This is a genomic window from Sphaerisporangium sp. NPDC005288 (assembly GCF_040607475.1).
Classification (GTDB): domain Bacteria; phylum Actinomycetota; class Actinomycetes; order Streptosporangiales; family Streptosporangiaceae; genus Sphaerisporangium; species Sphaerisporangium rhizosphaerae.
This window is the reverse complement of the sequence record NZ_JBEXGT010000001.1, coordinates 43,834-57,131: the sequence shown is the minus strand read 5'-3', so window position 1 is coordinate 57,131 and position 13,298 is coordinate 43,834. Positions and strand designations below refer to the sequence as shown.

At 74.0% G+C, this 13,298-nt stretch carries 15 protein-coding genes; 7 read left to right on the top strand and 8 right to left on the bottom strand.

All coding sequences use genetic code 11. The features are described 5' to 3' along the window. Positions 1-69: 69 nt before the first annotated feature. From ABZU32_RS00250 to ABZU32_RS00235, 4 genes are all read right to left on the bottom strand, one after another. Complete coding sequence (locus ABZU32_RS00250; protein ID WP_354915049.1) at positions 70-1,137, bottom strand: HAMP domain-containing sensor histidine kinase; 1,068 nt, start codon at positions 1,135-1,137, stop codon at positions 70-72. A gap of 44 nt (positions 1,138-1,181) precedes the next feature. After that, the gene (locus ABZU32_RS00245) at positions 1,182-1,853 is read right to left on the bottom strand and encodes a response regulator transcription factor (RefSeq protein WP_354915046.1); all 672 of its coding nucleotides are present in this window, start codon (positions 1,851-1,853) and stop codon (positions 1,182-1,184) included. Positions 1,854-1,869: 16 nt separating this feature from the next. After that, positions 1,870-2,571, bottom strand: coding sequence for a hypothetical protein (locus ABZU32_RS00240; protein ID WP_354915043.1), 702 nt, complete (start codon positions 2,569-2,571; stop codon positions 1,870-1,872). A gap of 66 nt (positions 2,572-2,637) precedes the next feature. Next, positions 2,638-5,580 carry a BTAD domain-containing putative transcriptional regulator gene (locus tag ABZU32_RS00235; protein ID WP_354915040.1) on the bottom strand — a complete coding sequence of 981 codons (2,943 nt, stop codon included), beginning with the start codon at positions 5,578-5,580 and terminating at the stop codon, positions 2,638-2,640. 163 nt (positions 5,581-5,743) lie between these two features. Here ABZU32_RS00235 and ABZU32_RS00230 point away from each other — a divergent pair, with 163 nt between their 5' ends. From ABZU32_RS00230 to lepB, 5 genes are all read left to right on the top strand, one after another. Then, entirely contained in the window at positions 5,744-5,908 is a 165-nt protein-coding gene (locus ABZU32_RS00230) for a hypothetical protein (protein ID WP_354915037.1), read from the top strand. 72 nt (positions 5,909-5,980) lie between these two features. Beyond that, complete coding sequence (locus tag ABZU32_RS00225) at positions 5,981-6,163, top strand: hypothetical protein (RefSeq protein WP_354915034.1); 183 nt, start codon at positions 5,981-5,983, stop codon at positions 6,161-6,163. Beyond that, on the top strand, positions 6,160-6,834 hold the full coding sequence (locus ABZU32_RS00220; protein ID WP_354915031.1) for a TlpA disulfide reductase family protein: 675 nt from the start codon (positions 6,160-6,162) through the stop codon (positions 6,832-6,834). The genes ABZU32_RS00225 and ABZU32_RS00220 overlap by 4 nt, the downstream gene beginning before the upstream one ends. Then, a complete protein-coding gene (locus tag ABZU32_RS00215) occupies positions 6,831-8,666 on the top strand; it encodes an ABC transporter ATP-binding protein (protein WP_354915028.1) in 1,836 nt (611 codons plus the stop codon). Before ABZU32_RS00220 ends, ABZU32_RS00215 begins: the two co-directional genes overlap by 4 nt. Before the next feature lie 169 nt (positions 8,667-8,835). Beyond that, positions 8,836-9,333, top strand: coding sequence for a signal peptidase I (lepB, locus tag ABZU32_RS00210; RefSeq protein WP_354915026.1), 498 nt, complete (start codon positions 8,836-8,838; stop codon positions 9,331-9,333). Here lepB and ABZU32_RS00205 read toward each other — a convergent pair. The 3 genes from ABZU32_RS00205 to ABZU32_RS00195 form a co-directional block, all read right to left on the bottom strand. Next, a complete protein-coding gene (locus ABZU32_RS00205) occupies positions 9,269-9,682 on the bottom strand; it encodes a CoA-binding protein (protein ID WP_354915023.1) in 414 nt (137 codons plus the stop codon). The two genes, lepB and ABZU32_RS00205, sit on opposite strands and share 65 nt — an antisense overlap. A 151-nt stretch (positions 9,683-9,833) precedes the next feature. Beyond that, positions 9,834-10,340, bottom strand: a complete 507-nt coding sequence (locus ABZU32_RS00200) for a GNAT family N-acetyltransferase (RefSeq protein WP_354915020.1) — start codon at positions 10,338-10,340, stop codon at positions 9,834-9,836. Then, a complete protein-coding gene (locus ABZU32_RS00195) occupies positions 10,315-11,034 on the bottom strand; it encodes a TetR family transcriptional regulator (protein WP_354915826.1) in 720 nt (239 codons plus the stop codon). The genes ABZU32_RS00200 and ABZU32_RS00195 overlap by 26 nt, the downstream gene beginning before the upstream one ends. An 89-nt stretch (positions 11,035-11,123) precedes the next feature. On the opposite strand from ABZU32_RS00195, the gene ABZU32_RS00190 reads away from it, so the two are divergent. Further along, a complete protein-coding gene (locus ABZU32_RS00190) occupies positions 11,124-11,585 on the top strand; it encodes a nuclear transport factor 2 family protein (RefSeq protein ID WP_354915017.1) in 462 nt (153 codons plus the stop codon). Positions 11,586-11,678: 93 nt separating this feature from the next. Continuing rightward, positions 11,679-12,299 (top strand): TetR/AcrR family transcriptional regulator, encoded by a 621-nt coding sequence (locus ABZU32_RS00185; RefSeq protein WP_354915015.1) that lies wholly within the window; start codon positions 11,679-11,681, stop codon positions 12,297-12,299. A gap of 206 nt (positions 12,300-12,505) precedes the next feature. On the opposite strand, the gene ABZU32_RS00180 is transcribed toward ABZU32_RS00185, so the two are convergent. Then, positions 12,506-13,219 (bottom strand): SDR family oxidoreductase, encoded by a 714-nt coding sequence (locus tag ABZU32_RS00180; protein ID WP_354915012.1) that lies wholly within the window; start codon positions 13,217-13,219, stop codon positions 12,506-12,508. Positions 13,220-13,298 lie beyond the last annotated feature (79 nt).

The following is a 13,298-nucleotide window of genomic DNA, read 5'->3' as shown; positions in this document are numbered from 1 at the left end:
GCCTCGGCGGAAGGCCGCCGGACCCTCCGCACCGTCGCGGGGGAACGGCGCCTGGAGATCCGGCCGGGTTCAGCGGTGGAGGGTCAGGCGGAAGGCGCTGCCGTCGCCCGAAGGGGTGGGGGAGCGGACGGTGAGGGCGCCGCCGTGGGCTTGGGCGATCTGGAGGGCGATGGGAAGGCCGAGGCCGGTGCCGGGAAGGTCGCCGCGGCCGCGCCAGAAGCGTTCGAAGACGCGCTCTCGCTGGTCGGCGGGGATGCCCGGACCGTGGTCGGTGACGGTGACCACGGCCATCGGCCCGGTGAGCGCGACGTCCACTTCGACGGCCGAGCCGGCGGGGGCGTATCTGACCGCGTTGTCCACCAGGTTCGCGACCGCCCGTCGCACGGTGGGTCCGTCGACCGAGCACGCGGCGGACGGCGGGCCGGTCAGCTCCAGGGAGATGCCCTTCGCCGCCGCCGGCACCCGCGCCTCGTCCAGGACGTCCCGGACGATGGCCGTCAGGTCGGCGGGGCGCCGTTCGATGACCCGTGCCCTTCCGCGGGCCTCGACCAGGAGCTCGCCGATCGTCGTCTCCAGCCGGGCGATCGCCTTCCTGGACCGTTCGAGGCCCTGCCGGTACACCTCGACGGTGGGGGCCGGGTGGGCCAGGAGGACCTCGGTGCTGGTCATCAGCACCGACAGCGGCGTGCGCAGTTCGTGGCTGGTCTCCTCGACGAGCCGCCGTTGCGTCTCGGCGGCGAGCTGCAGCCGGTCGAGCATCGCGTCGAAACTCGCCGCGAGCGCCACGACCTCGGCCGGGCCGTGGTCCAGCCCGATGCGCAGGCCGAGGTCGGTGCCCTCGGTGCCTTCGATGTCCTCGGCGACCTCGCGCACGCGCGCGATGGGACGCACCGCCCGTCCCGCCCACCACCAGGCCAGGCCGGCGGCGGCCGGGCCGAGAGTGACGATCGTCCAGGTGACCCAGGCGGAGTGGTGGACGGAGGTGTTCCTGATCGTCTCGACGCCGTTGACCGCGTGGGCGGCCGTCTCGTCGTCGGTCAGCAGGATCACGCCGAACAGCAGCAGCACCGGCACGTAGATCGCCAGGAATCCCAGGGCCGCCAGCCGCACCCGCAGCGATCCGCGCGCGCGGGTCACGCGGGGTCCGTCAGCCGGTGGGCGCGGCGATCCGCGCGCGCGGGTCATGCCGGATCCGTCAGCCGGTAGCCGGCGCCGGTGATCGTCACGATGGGCGGCGGCTCGCCCAGCTTCCTGCGCAGCCGGCTGAGGATCACCCGGACCGAGGAGGTGAACGGGTCGGCGTTGGCGTCCCACACATGCTCCAGCAGGTCCTCCGCCGACAGCACCTGGCCGGGGTGGCGCATGAAGTACCGCAGCAAGGAGAACTCCCGGGCGGTCAGGCGCAGCTCGGCTCCGGACCGCCACGCGCGGTGCGCGGTGAGGTCCAGGGCCAGCTCGCCCACGCGCAGCGTCGAGCCGTGCTGGTCGCCACGGCGCGCCAGAGCGCGGAGCCGGGCGACCAGCTCGGCGAAGTGGAACGGCTTGACGAGGTAGTCGTCGGCCCCGGCGTCGAGCCCGGCGACCCGGTCGGCGACGGCGTCGCGCGCGGTGAGGATGAGCAGGCGTCCGGGCCGGTGCAGGCCCGGGTCTCCCGCCAGGCGGCGGACCAGGGTCAGGCCGTCGCCGTCGGGCAGGCCGAGGTCCAGGCAGGCGACGTCGTACTCCGTCGTCCCGAGCGCCTCCTCGGCGCCGACGCAGGTGCCGACGACGTCGACGGCGTACGACTCGTTGCGCAGGCCGAGAGCGACGACCTCCGCGAGGTCGGAGTCGTCTTCCAGCAGCAGGATGCGCATGACCGGTCCCTCCAGGTCACCCGGCCGCCGGCGGGGTCGCCGCCCTGGTGGGGCGGGCGCTGGTGACCCCTGCCGGTCCGGAGACGGTGAGGCGACCCGCCTCGACCCCCACGGTCACCCGCGGGGCGGCGCCGGTGGGATCGTCCGGGTGGTGGCGACCGTCGCCGGACGGGGCCAGCGTCAGCGCCGGTGGCCCGGCGGGGAACTCCGCCGCCCGGACGCCGCCCTCCTCGTTCACCGAGTACCAGCCGGTCAGCACCTTGTCCCTCGCGGTGACGGCGACATAAGTGCGCACGTCACCGCCGATGGCGGCCGTTCCGCCGAGCGTGAGACCGCTGATCGGCCCGAACGCCCGCTCGATGCTCGCGCGCTCTTCGCGCCCTTGCTCCGTACGCCCGTTGAGCAGCGCCAGCACGCGCCGCTCGTTCGCCCGGAGCTCGGCGGCGGGAACACCTCGGGGCGGGAACAGCGCCGCGACGGCGTCCGCGCCCCTCGCCGAGATCACGAGCCGCCCGCCGGTCGCGCTCACGTCGAACGAACCTCCCGTGTCCAGCGCGTAGGTTCCGACCATAGCCGCCGCGCCCGCCGCGCCCGTCCGACCGGCGCCGGTCGCGGCGGGCGTGGCGGATCCGCCTGCCGGCATGCTCAGATGAGCGCCACACGCCACGCACAGGGCCACCACCGCGACCGCCAGTGATGTGACACACGACTTGTTCATGCGAGCGACCGTACGGACGTCCCTGCGAACCTGATGTGAACGGACCCGGCAGGCCCCCGGCGCCGCTCAGGCGGTCTCGCTGCCGAAGTGGCGGATGCGTTCGCGCAGTGCCGCGGCGTCGGCGTCGTTGAGCTCGTCGAGGATCGTCAGCGCGGAGCGCCACCGCTCGCGCGCCCGGCCGGGGTCGCCCGCCGCGGCGTGCGTGTCGCCGAGGTGGGTCAGGGCGGCGGCCTGGAACGAGCGGGCGCCGAGCTCCCTGAACAGGGCGAGGGCCTGCTCGAAGCAGTCGACCGCCTGGTCGTGGTGGCCGAGGTGGTGGCGGGCGTAGCCGATGCTGTCCAGCGTGCCCGCCTGGCCGTACCGCGAACCGATCTGCCGCTGCAGGACGAGACCCTGTTCGCCCGCGGCGAGCGCTTCGGCGTAGTCGCCCAGCCGGGTGCGGCACCAGCAGATCATGTTGAGCGCGTTGGCCTGCCCGGTGACGTGGCCGGCCGACCGGAACAGCAGCAGGGCCTGCGAGGCGTGCTCCAGCGCCGTGCGGTAGTCGCCCTGCCCCTCCAGGGCCAGCGCCAGGCTGATGTGCACGTTGGCACGGACGCCGTCGTCGCCGTGGCTCGCGGCCAGCTCCAGCGCCTCCCCGAGGTGGGCCCGCGCCTCGCCGAACCGGCCGAGCTGCGCGCAGGCGGTGCCAAGCACGCGGAGCACGCGGATCTGGCCGGACCGGTCGCCCAGACGCCTGGTCGCCTCCAGCGCCACGCCCTGGACGGCCATGCGGTCGGTCCAGTGCCCGCGGCGCTCCAGGAACTCCGCCACGGTCCAGGCGAGTTGCCAGGCATGGACGTCAAGGCCCGACCGGTAGGCGTGCCGCACGGCCGCGAGCAGGTTCTGGTGCTCGGCGGTGAACCATCGCGCCGCCCGCTCGGCGTCCGGCACCTCGCCGCGGGTCACCCCCGGTCCGGGCTCGGCCACCACCACCGGGTCGCGGTGCGGGTTGAGCGACATGGCCGCCGCCTGGGCGGTGTGCAGGTAATGGTCGAGCAGCCGCCGCGTCGCCGCGTACCCCTCGGGAGCGTCGTCCTGCCGGGCGAGTTCGGCGCTGTACGCGCGGAGCAGGTCGTGCGAGGTGAACCGGCCCGGCCGGTGCTCGACGGCCAGCCCCGCCAGGGCCAGTTCGGCCAGCAGGTCGCGCGCCTTGCCCGGGGTGAGGCCGGCGAGGCTCGCCGCGGCCGCCGTGGCGATGTCGGCCCCCGCGCTCAGCCCGAGCAGGCGGAACATGCGCGCCGCGGCGGGGCTCAGCGTGCGGTACGACCAGGACAGCACCGCCCGGACCTCGCCGGCCTCGTCACCGGCGCTGAGCTGGTCGAGCCGCCCGCGCTCGTCGCGCAGCTCGTCGGCGAACACGGCCAGCGGGAAGGCCGGACGCCCGGCGGCCCGCGCGGCCACGATCGCCAGCGCCAGCGGCAGCCGCGCGCACCAGGTGATGATGTCGTCCATCGCCTCGGGTTCTGCGGCGGCGCGTTCGGGGCCCAGGCGGCGCGCGAGCAGCCGCCGCGCCTCGGCGGCGTCCGGCGGGTCCACGGCGAGCGGATGGGCGCCTTCGACGGCGACCAGGCTGGTGAGCTGGGCGCGGCTGGTCACCAGCACCAGGCTGCCTGGCGCCCCGGGCAGCAGCGGCCGCACCTGCTCGGCGTCGCGGGCGTTGTCCAGCACCACCAGCATGCGCCGCCGGGCGAGCAGGCTGCGGTACAGCGCGGTCTGCGCGTCCACGTCGGGCGGCAGGCTCGCGACCGGCACGGCCAGGGCGTGCAGGAACCCGCCGAGCGCCTCGGCCGGCGTCATCACCGTCCCGTCGGGGCCGAACCCGCGCAGGTTGACGTAGAGCTGGCCGTCGGGGAACCGGGCGGCGACCCGGTGCGCCCAGTGCACCGCCAGCGCCGTCTTGCCCACGCCCGCCGTCCCCGACAGCGTCGCGATGAGGACCGCGGTCGGCTGGTCGGCGGCGTGGGTGAGCACCGCGTCGAGCGCGGCGAGCTCGGCGCCGCGCCCGGTGAACCCGCGAACGTCCAGGGGCAGTTGCGCCGGTGGGGTGGACCTGAGGTCCGCCGCCGGACCGCCCGGACTCGCGGGGCTCCCCGGACCACCCGCACTCGCGGCGCTTGCGGGCGTCGCCGGTAGAGCGGCGCCGGCCCCGGCGGGTTGCGCCGGCGCGGGCGCCGCACGCGCCTCGCCGGCGTTCCCGTGCAGGATCGCCCGGTGCAGCTCCCGCAGTTCGTCCCCCGGATCCAGGCCGAGCTGGTCGGCCAGCCGCCGCCGGAAGGCGGCGTAACAGTCCAGGGCCTCCGGGACGCGCCCGGTGGCGTGCAGGGCGCGCATCAGCGCGGTGACCAGCGGTTCCGCCAGAGGGTTCTCCAGCAGCAGGTCGGCGAGCGGGCCGATGACCGCGGCCGCCTCGCCCAGGGCCAGTTCCGCCTGCGCCCAGCGCACCGCCGCGTCCAGGTGCTGCTGGTGCCACGCCTGCCGTACGCGGTCCGCCCAGTCGCCGTCGATGCCGCCCAGGGGAGTGCCCCGCCACAGGCCGAGGGCCTGCCGCAGCAGCCCCGCCTCCTCGGTCCCCGTGCACCGCCCGTCTCTGGCCTGTCCGACCAGGCGCCGGAAGCGGTGCACGTCGATGTTGTCGGGATCGACCTCCAGCGCGTAGCCGCCGCTGCGGCGCCCGAGCCTGGCCGGCCCGTCCCCGCCGAGGCTCACCTGTTCCAGCACCCGCCGGATGCGGGCGAGGTAGACGTGCAGCGCGTGGCGGGCCCGCTCAGGCGGAGCCTCGCCCCACACCCGGTCGACCATGGTCTCCATCGGCACAGGCCGTGGCGCGTCCACCGCCACCGCCGCCCAGACGGTCCGCTGCCGCGGAGGTCCGAGATCCACCGGCCCGCTCCCCGACCATAACTCCAGCGGGCCCAGCATCCGTAACTCCACGTCGATCCCCCCGTAGCCCCGGTTTCGCCTGCTCACGCACTGACCTGGTGATTGAGAAAGTTGCAGGGTTTTGGCCACTTTCTTGGCCGATGCTGAACCCGGTGATCACCCCGTGTCAACGGGTTCACGGGGCGAGGTACGGACCGGAACGTCCGAGCAGCGTGATCGGCGATCCGGTCCAGAACGCGAAGGAGAGAGCATGAGCCGTCTCATCGACCGAATGATCGACCGGATCGTCCCGAAGGCCACCGTTTCCGCCTGCGACTACCGCGACGTCTGCAACGCCGCCGGCCACCCGGGCCTGTGGTGGCGCGAGTGCTGCGCCCAGACCGGCTGCCACTGGACCTACGTCGGCCCCTGCTGACCGGTCGCCGCGACGACGCCGGGCGGTGGCGGCCCCACGCCACCGCCCGGCCGGCGCCTCGGCGCGCCCGCCGTGCCTCGTCACCTCGTCCGCAACGACGCGCTGATGGCCGTCACCGTGCTCGGCCTGCCGGCGCCCCAGGGCTCCCCGGCGCCGGCCGGCCTGGCGGTGGCGGCCGAGGCGGGCCTCGTCGGAGCGGTCCTGATCATCTTGTTCGACGACGTCGTCGACCTGTTCGCGAGGAGTTCCCGATGACCTACCTGGCCGCCGCCGTGGTGCTGCTCGGCACGCTGTGCCTGCTGAACCTGGTGCTCACGATCGGCATCCTGCGCCGGATGCGGGCGCAGGCCACGCTGACGGGCGGGCCCGCCGGGGCGCCGTCCGCGCTGGGGCCGGGCGCCGCCGTCGGGACGTTCACCGCCGTGACGACGGACGGCGAACCGGTGTCCTCCGCGACGCTGACCGGGCTGGTGGGGTTCTTCTCCTCCGGGTGCGAGCCCTGCCACAAGCTGCTGCCGAGGTTCGTCGAACGTGCGCGAGAGCTCGGCCGCGAGAACGTGCTGGCGGTGCTCGGCGGTGCCGACGAGGCGGCGCTGCGGGCCCTCGGCCCGGTCGCCCGGGTCGTCGTGGCCGAGCGCGACGGCGGGCCGGTGGCGCGCGCGTTCCAGAACACCTGGACCCCCATGCTGTACCTGATCGGCGAGGACCACCGGATCGCCGCCGTGGGCACCCGGATGGAGGAACTGCCCCTCCCGAGTCGGCGCGACGACGGCGCGACTCCCCGCGCAGGCGCGGCGGACGTCCCCGAAGCCGCTGGTGAGCTGGCCGGTGCCGCGGACGTTCCTGACCTGGCCGGCGCGGCGGGCGTCCGTGATGTCCCCGCCGCGGCGGACGTCGCCGGGCTCGCGGGCAAGGGGCGCAGGTGAGCGCCGCCCCGGACGCCGACCCGCAGCACATCGGCGCGGGGCGACTGCGGGCCTCCGTCGCCCAGGCCCTCTCGCTCATCTGGCGGTCGGCGCCCGCCGACGTGACGGGCGTCCTGCTGCTCACCCTCCTCGCGGCCGCCGCTCCGGTCGCCGCCGCCTGGCTGACCAAGCTGGTGCTCGACGGGCTGGCGACCCCGTACGGCGCGGTCGCCGGGCCGGCACTCGGGCTGATCGCCACCGGGCTGGGGGCCGCCGCCCTGCCGGTGGCGCTGCGCTACCTGAGGGCGCACGTCGGCCGGTCCGCCAACCTGGCCGCCACCGAGCGGCTGTTCGCGGCGACCGAACGCCAGGTCGGCCTGCGCGCCTTCGAGGACCCGGCGTTCCAGGACCGGCTCAGACTGGCCCAGGGGGCGACCGGGCGCATCGCCGAACTGGTGGACGGCATCGGCAACGGCCTGGGCGGCGCGCTCTCCCTCGTCGGCTTCGTGGCGTCCATGCTGGTCCTCAGCCCGGTGATGACCGCCGTGGTGGTCCTGGCGGCCCTGCCCGCGCTCGTCGCCGAGCTGTATCTCTCCCGGAGCCGGGCGGGCACGGAGTGGAGCGTCGAAAGGTACTACCGGCGGGAGTTCTTCTACAGCCAGTTGCTCACCGGAGTCGCCGCGGCCACCGAGATCCGCCTGTTCGGCATCGGCGCGTTCCTGCGCGCCCGGATGACCGACGAACGCCGGTCGGCGAACGCGGCGATCCGGCGCATGGACCTGCGCGAGCTGCGCACCCAGGCGGGCCTGACGGCGGTGAGCGCCATAGTGGGCGGGATCGGCCTGTGGTGGGCGGTCGGCGCCGCGCGGCGCGGCGAACTCGGCATCGGCGACATCGCCATGTTCCTCGCGGCCGTCACCGGTGTGCAGTCCGCCCTGGGCGCGCTGAGCTCGTCCATCTCCGGCTGGCAGGCGCGGCTGCTCGCCTTCGCCCATTACGTCGCCGTCGTCACGGCCGAACCGGACCTGCCGCGCGCCGAACGGGGGCGGGCGCCGGGGCTGCGGAAGGGCGTGGAGCTTCGGGACGTGTGGTTCCGGTACAGCGACGACCATCCCTGGGTCCTGCGCGGGGTGAACCTGACCATCCCGCACGGGTGCGCCGTCGCGCTCGTCGGGCTGAACGGCGCGGGAAAGAGCACGCTGGTCAAGCTGCTGTGCCGGATGTACGACCCGACCCGAGGCCGGATCCTGTGGGACGGAACGGACCTGCGCGACATTCCTCCGGTCGCCCTGCGCGAGCGGATCAGCGCCGTGTTCCAGGACCACATGAACTACGACATGACGGCCCGCGACAACATCGGCCTCGGCGACCTGAGCGCGCGGGACGACCCGAGGCGCGTCAGGGAGGCGGCCGCGCGCGCCGGGCTGCACGACACGCTCGCCGGGCTGCCTCGCGGATACGACACGCCCCTCACGCGCACCTTCATGATGGGCGAGGACGAGGACGGCCCGGCGACCGGCGTCGTCCCCTCCGGCGGGCAGTGGCAGCGCCTCGCGCTGGCGCGCGCGTTCGTACGGGACGGCAGGGACCTGATGATCCTCGACGAACCGAGCTCCGGCCTGGACCCGGAGGCCGAGCACGAGATCCACACCCGCATGCGTGCCTACCGAGAGGGCCGCACCAGCCTGCTGATCTCCCATCGGCTCAGCGCCGTCCGCGACGCGGACTACATCGCGGTCCTGGAAGACGGGCGGATCACCGAACACGGCTCCCACGACGTGCTGCTGGCCGCCGACGGCGGCTACGCCCGCCTGTTCCGCCTCCAGGCCACCGGCTACCAGGGGACCTGGTGAGGCCCGCGCTCCCGCCCGCCGGACACGGGGAGGCGCGCGGTCGGGCCCGCCGGTCACGGAAGGCGCGCGATCGGGTCCGCCAGTTGCGGGAGGCGCGCGGTCCGGGCCGCCGGTCACGGGAGGCGCCGATGACACCGGCTTCTGTCGCCGCCGGAGGTGAGGAGGCGCCATGACGCTCGCCCTCTGTCTCGCCGTGGTGCTGCCGGCCGTCGGCCTGGCGGCGCTCTGGGTGCGGCGCGGCTTCCTGGCCACGACCGTCCACGGCACGAGCATGGAACCGACGCTGCGCCCCGGCGACCGCCTGCTCGTCCGCAGGACCAGACGCGTCCGCGCCGGCCAGGTCGTCGTCTTCCGCTACTCCGCGCCTTCCGGCTCTTCCGCCACGGCGCACGACGAAGACCCCGTACCCGGACGGGACGGCGCGCTCCTCATCAAACGGGCCGTGGCCGTGCCGGGCGAACGGGTGCGCGACGAATGGGAGCAGCCCGACGTCCACCACATGGCCGGCACGGTGGTGCCGCCCGGATCGCTCGTCGTCCTGGGCGACAATCGCGCCACCAGCTGGGACTCGCGGCACTACGGACTGGTGTCCGGCGACCGCTTCATCGGCGTGGCGATCCGCCGCCTCGGCGCAGGGCCCACTCCACTCCCGGGCAGCGGTTCATGACGACGTCGAGCCCGGCGTCGAGGGCCCGCTGGGCGGCGGCCTCGTCGACCACGCCGAGCGGCAGCCAGACCGCTCCGGCGCCCGCCGCGATCGCCTCGTCCACCGCCTGCCCGGCGAACTCCGACCGCCGGTACACCCCGACGACGTCCACCTTGACCGGCACCTCGGCCAGTGACGCGTATCCCTGCTCACCCAGCACGGTCCTGGCCGCCGGGTGGACCGGGAAGATCCGCTTGCCCCTGGTCTGGAGCAGCCGCGCCTGCTCGTAGGCCGTCCGCGACGGGTCGTCGCCGAGACCGACGAACGCCCACGTCCCGGACTCGCCGAGCAGCCTTCTGATGACATCCACATCCGCGAAACGATCGTCCACGTCGTGCGTCAACGCCGGGAACCGGCCTCCGCTTCCCGTCCCGGAGAAGGCGCAGGTGGACCGGATCCCCGATGGCGTCGGCGTTGTGGCCTCAGAGCCTGGTTCCGCACGAGTCGGCCACCGGCGGCGCTCACGGCGGGGCGTCGTGCTGCCAGAGCTGTTCCCCGTCGTCGAAGTGGGAGGTGGGAGCGAGCCCGGCGCGGTGGGCGACGGCGGCGGAGGCGGCGTGTTGGGGATGGATGTGCGCCTGCACGCGGACGACCCCGCGGGAGCCGAGCCAGGCCACCATGGCCCGAGCGGCCTCGGAGGCGTACCCCTGCCCCTGCCAGAGGGAACCGACGACCCAGGCGATCTCGGCCCGCCGCCCGTCGTCCATGATCGTCGCCTGGACGTAGCCGACCGCGCGGCCGTCGGCCTGCCGGCGGATGATCCAGTTGTGCCATTCCTGCAGACCGTCGGGAGAGCCGCCGGCGACCTGCCGGGCGTACTGGGCGCGCAGTTGCGGAAGGGTGGGCGCGGAGCCGCCGATGAAGGTGTAGAGATCCTCGCCGGCCAGCACCTCGACCATCTCGTCGGCGTCGCCCGGCGCCAGCGGGTCGAGCCGAAGCCGGTCAGAGGTCAGCCGGGTGCTCGCCATGTCCGTCCCAGTGGTCGGTGGCCCCAGGCGTCCTCACCGGGGCGCCGGTGCTCGCTTCAGAGGCCGCGCCGGCGTTCGCGTCGCGCTCCGCGCCGGAGTTCGTGTCGGGGTACGCGCCGGAGTTCGTCTCGAGGCTCGCGTCGGGGTGGGTCAGGGCCATCAGGGCGGGGCGGGCGATGGCGGCGATGCGGGTGGGGGAGACCTCCCGCAGGGCGGTGAGATCGAGCAGTTGGTGGGCGATGGTCACCCCGAGCATCGTGCTGATCATCAGGGCGGCGCGCAGCTCGGGGTCCTGCGCCGATATCGCGCGGCCGAGCTGCTCCACCTGCTCGTCGAGCCGGGCGCGCACGCCCGCGGCGGCCTCGGGGTGGGTCAGCATGGAACGCATCATGGCCAGCGACGCCTGCGGAATCGGCCCGATCTTCATGCCGATCCTCGCCAGCAGCTCCTCGACCAGCTCGTCCAGGGCGCCGTCCAGCGGCGGGATCGCGGGGATGCGCACGGCCTGGTCGAACAGCTCCTGTTTGGAGCCGAAGTACTGCATGACCAGCGCGGGGTCCACTCCGGCCATGGACGCGATCGCCCGGATGGTGGCGCGCTCGAAGCCGCGCTCGGCGAACACGGTGCGCGCGGCGGCGAGGATGCGCTCCTCGGAGCGGCGCCGGCGCTCGGCACGGCTGGTCGGCGTGTCCATCACCGCTTGACTCTACCGGTGTTGACCGATGTCGCCGTTTCGCTCTACAGTCGTTGACTCAACGGTTGTAGAGCGAATGGAGTCAGCCGATGACGACCCGGTCCGACCGCACCCCCCGCGACGTGCTCGCCCTGTACCAGCAGGCCATGGTGGCCGGATCGGCCGACGATCTCGCCGGCCTGTACGCGGTGGACGCGGTCCACGAGTTCCCCTTCCGGGCGCCGGGGTTCCCCGCCCGCTTCCACGGCCGCGAGGAGGTGCGCACCGGCTACCACAACGCGTGGGACGCGAGCCCGGTCCGGCTGGCGGAGGTCGGCGACGTGGTCGTGCACGAGGCCGCCGACCCGGAGGTGATCGTGGCGGAGTGGCGCGGCACGGGGACGGTCGGACCCGACGGGCGGCCGTTCGAGGCGTCCGGGCTGCTCATGTTCCGCGTGCGCGGCGGCGAGATCGTCGAGATGCGCGACTACATGGACGTCTTCGGCACCTTCCACGCCATAGGCCGCCTGAAGGACATGGTGGCCGCCATGGACGCTCCGGCGGCGAGCTGAGCTGACGGCCGGTCACGTCCGGGCTCTTCTGGGGGAGGAATGAAGTAGTCAACTGGTCTACTACGAAGAGCCGACCGGCCGTACACTGGGAACATGGGACGCACCAGTGATGCGCGGGACAGGATCCTCGCCGCCGCCCAGTCGCTCATCGAGTCACGCGGCTACTCCGCCCTGGGCGTGGCCGAGATCTGCAAGGCCGCCGGGGTGCCCAAGGGCAGTTTCTACTACTTCTTCGAGTCCAAGGAAGCCCTCGCGCTGGCCGTCATCGACGAGCACTGGAGCCGCCAGCGTCGTGACTGGTCCGCCGTCCTCGACGGGGACGGGGAGCCGCTCGATCGGCTGCGCCGGCTGTTCGAGATCACCGAGGCCGCCCAGCGCGCCGGCCAGCAGACCTGCGGCACCGTGTCCGGATGCCTGTTCGGCAACCTGACCCTGGAGCTGAGCAACCAGGCCGAGACGATCCGCGTCCGGCTGCAGGAGATCTTCGACGCGCAGGTCGACATGGTGGAGGCGGTGGTCGCGCAGGCCGGCGAGCGCGGCGAGGTCGACGTCCCGGACACCCGTGACGCCGCCCGGTCTCTGGTGGCCCAGTTGGAGGGGCAGGTGCTGTTCGCGAAGCTCTTCAACAACACCGGCCGCCTGGACGCGCTGTGGGCGAACTGCCTGGCGCTGCTGGGCGCCCGTCCCCGGCAGGAGGCGCCGGCCCGCTCGTGATCGGCGAGTGGCATCTGCCGCAGCACGGCCCGCTCGTGACCGGCGGGTGGGGTCTGCCGGAGCACGGCCCGCTCGTGACCGGCGGGTGGGGTCTGCCGGAGCGTCCCCGTGAAGCGCGCGGGCGCGCGGCCACACCCGTCCGGCCGCTCCGGTGGGCCGGGTGTGGTCCGCGCGCCCGTGGCCGCTCCCGGGGGGAGCGGGTGCGCTCAGTGGCCGGCGTTCTGGCCGCCGTCGACGTGCAGGATCTCACCGGTGACGAACGGCGCGTTCTCCAGGTAGATGACGGCGTCGGTGATGTCGTCGATCTCTCCCATCCGGCCCACGGGGTGCAGGCCGGACAGGAACCCGTGGGTCGCCTCGGCGTGCATGGGCGTCTTGATGATGCCGGGGGAGACGGCGTTGACGCGGACTCCGCGCGTCGCGTACTCGATGGCCAGGGCCTTGGTGGCGGACTGCAGCCCGCCCTTGGTCAGCGAGGCCAGGGCCGACGCCAGGCTGGAGTTCGGCTGGTCGACCAGGCTGGTGGTGATCTGGACGACGTGCCCGCCACCCTGGCGCAGCATGTGCGGCAGGGCATGCTGGGTGGTGCGGAAGAACCCGCCGAGGTTCACCGCGACCAGCGCGGAGAAGTCCTCCTCGGTGTACTCGGTGAAGGGCTTGGCGACGAAGAACCCGGCGTTGTTGACCAGGGTGTCGATGCGGCCGAACCGCGCGACGCCCGCGGCGATGACGCGCTCTCCGGTGGCGGGGTCGGCGATGTCGCCCTGCACGGTGAGGACGTCCGGGTCTCCGGAGGGGGCGATGCCGCGCGAGGTGGCGACGACCGCGTAACCGAGCTTGCGGTAGGCGGCGACCAGGCCCGCGCCGATGCCCTGGGACGCTCCGGTGATGACGGCGACCTTCTGCCCGTGGCTGCTCATGATGACCTTCTTCTGGCTGGATGGGTGCTTAGTAGACCGGTCATCTATAGATGTCGATGAATCCGGCCGATGCCATCAA

Bases quoted from the DNA above. Each gene is read 5' to 3' on its own strand.
- ABZU32_RS00220 (WP_354915031.1), top strand. From the start codon at position 6,160: ATGACCTACCTGGCCGCCGCCGTGGTGCTGCTCGGCACGCTGTGCCTG.
- lepB (WP_354915026.1), top strand. From the start codon at position 8,836: ATGACGCTCGCCCTCTGTCTCGCCGTGGTGCTGCCGGCCGTCGGCCTG.
- ABZU32_RS00195 (WP_354915826.1), bottom strand. From the start codon at position 11,034: ATGGACACGCCGACCAGCCGTGCCGAGCGCCGGCGCCGCTCCGAGGAG.
- ABZU32_RS00185 (WP_354915015.1), top strand. From the start codon at position 11,679: ATGGGACGCACCAGTGATGCGCGGGACAGGATCCTCGCCGCCGCCCAG.
- ABZU32_RS00190 (WP_354915017.1), top strand. From the start codon at position 11,124: ATGACGACCCGGTCCGACCGCACCCCCCGCGACGTGCTCGCCCTGTAC.
- ABZU32_RS00180 (WP_354915012.1), bottom strand. From the start codon at position 13,219: ATGAGCAGCCACGGGCAGAAGGTCGCCGTCATCACCGGAGCGTCCCAG.
- ABZU32_RS00200 (WP_354915020.1), bottom strand. From the start codon at position 10,340: ATGGCGAGCACCCGGCTGACCTCTGACCGGCTTCGGCTCGACCCGCTG.
- ABZU32_RS00230 (WP_354915037.1), top strand. From the start codon at position 5,744: ATGAGCCGTCTCATCGACCGAATGATCGACCGGATCGTCCCGAAGGCC.
- ABZU32_RS00245 (WP_354915046.1), bottom strand. From the start codon at position 1,853: ATGCGCATCCTGCTGCTGGAAGACGACTCCGACCTCGCGGAGGTCGTC.
- ABZU32_RS00240 (WP_354915043.1), bottom strand. From the start codon at position 2,571: ATGAACAAGTCGTGTGTCACATCACTGGCGGTCGCGGTGGTGGCCCTG.